Raw genomic sequence first — 1,707 nt, forward strand, 5'->3', positions numbered from 1 at the left:
TATTCGCGTTGGGGTGGTGGGGGTGGTTTGAAGTAGTGGTTTTGTTGGGGTTTTTGGGTGGGGTCGATGTGGCGTGGGGGTGTGAACCAGGGGATGCCGTTGGTGGTGTGGATGGTCCATTGTTCTTTGTGGATGAGGTGGTGGTGGTGGGAGCAGAGCAGGGCGCCGTTGCTGAGGTTGGTGGGGCCGTTTTGTGACCAGTAGGTGATGTGGTGGGCTTCGCACCAGGGGGCGGGGATGGTGCAGTTGGGGAAGGTGCAGCCTTGGTCGCGGGCGGTGAGGGCGAGGCGTTGGGCGGTGGTGAAGAGGCGGGTTTTGCGGCCGAGGTCGAGGATTTCGCCGTGGGTGCCCAGGAGTGCGGGGATGATGTCGGCGTCGCAGGCGAGTTTGCGGATGGTGGCTGCGGCGACGGGCCCGGTGAAGGTGTAGTTCCCGGTGCCGGTGCTGCTGCCTGTGCTGGTGGCTGGGAGGTGGGGGAGGAGGTCTTGGTAGTTGATGGTGGCGAGGATTTGGGGGCGGTTTCCGCCGTTGGTGGGCAGTTTGTTGGTGGTGAGGGCTGCTTTGAACGCGGTGATGATGCCGTCGAGTTGTTTCTGGTTGCGGGTGCGCCGGTCCAGGTCCGGGTCATTGTCCTGCCACACGCCGGTGTCCTGCCACCCGCCGTTGTCCTGAGACGTGCCGGCGCCTGCGCAGGCGCCGGTGCTGGTGCTGTCGCGGGTGGGTTGGTGGGTGCGGGGGTTGGTGGCGGCGTTCATGATGGTGGCGAAGATTTCGTATTGGTCGGTGGTGGCGAAGATTTCGAGGTGGTGCAGGCCGTGGCGGGGTTTGCGGATGAACGCGCCTTGGGTGTGGCGGAGGGCTTCCTCGGTGGGTTCGGTGCCGTCGGCGTCGAGGGTGTCGGCCCAGCGGCGGGCGACGCGGGCGAGGAAGTCGGGGTCGGCGGTGGCGGCGGTGCGGGTGAGGTCGTGTTCGATCCGTTCCAGGTTCTCGGTGGTGGTGTGGTGTTTGAGGCGGTCCAGGGTGGCGCTGATGATCGTCCCGGCCCGGGAGGAGAGCACCGGCCCGGTCAGGGGATTTCCCGGGTGCTGGTCGGGGGTTTGTTCGGTGTTGGCGGGGGAGAAGGCTGCGGCGAGGTGTTCGCGGGGCGGTGGGATCCGGTCTCCGGTGAGGGTGGTTTCGGGGAGGATGGCGTGGGCGAGGTGGAGGCGGCGTTTGGCTTCGCCGAGCCCGATCCGTAGCCGCAGGCGGAGGAACTCGGCGGTGTTCTTGCAGCCGTCGTCCGCCGGAGAGCGGGGAACAGTATCGGTGTCGGGTCCGGTGGGACTGGCGGGCCATGCTGTGTCGGTTTCGTTGACGTTTTCGACGCCGTTATGGTCCCAACCGGTGGTCCAGGACCGGGTGGCACGGGCGGCCCCGGCGTTGGTGATGGCCCGGGTGCGGGTGCGGTCCACGGCTCCTGCGGAGAGGATCTGGGCGTAGTCCACGGACCGGGAGAGCTCCTCGACCTGGGCGGCGAATTCGGCTGCCTCGACGTAGCCTGCCATGGCCAGGTGGTCAGGGGCGGCAGCGACCGCGGCGCGGACCACCGCGATCGCCGCCGCCAGGCTCATCGGTGCAGGCACGGCGGAAGTTCCGCCGCTCCCGGCAAGCCGCTCCGCTAAAGCCTCCATAGGAACACTCTGCCAAGGGGGTACGACATTATTGCCG

The 1,707-nt window shown here is 67.4% G+C and carries 1 protein-coding gene; it reads right to left on the reverse strand.

Features of this window, described 5'->3' with window-relative positions:
* On the reverse strand, nt 1–1,670 hold a 1,670-nt coding region (locus IAQ70_RS22430), incomplete at its 3' end, for an HNH endonuclease signature motif containing protein (RefSeq protein ID WP_263406526.1).
* Between the last annotated feature and the right edge of the window lie 37 nt (nt 1,671–1,707).

The sequence above is a fragment of the Pseudarthrobacter sulfonivorans genome, assembly GCF_014712225.1.
GTDB lineage: Bacteria > Actinomycetota > Actinomycetes > Actinomycetales > Micrococcaceae > Arthrobacter > Arthrobacter sulfonivorans.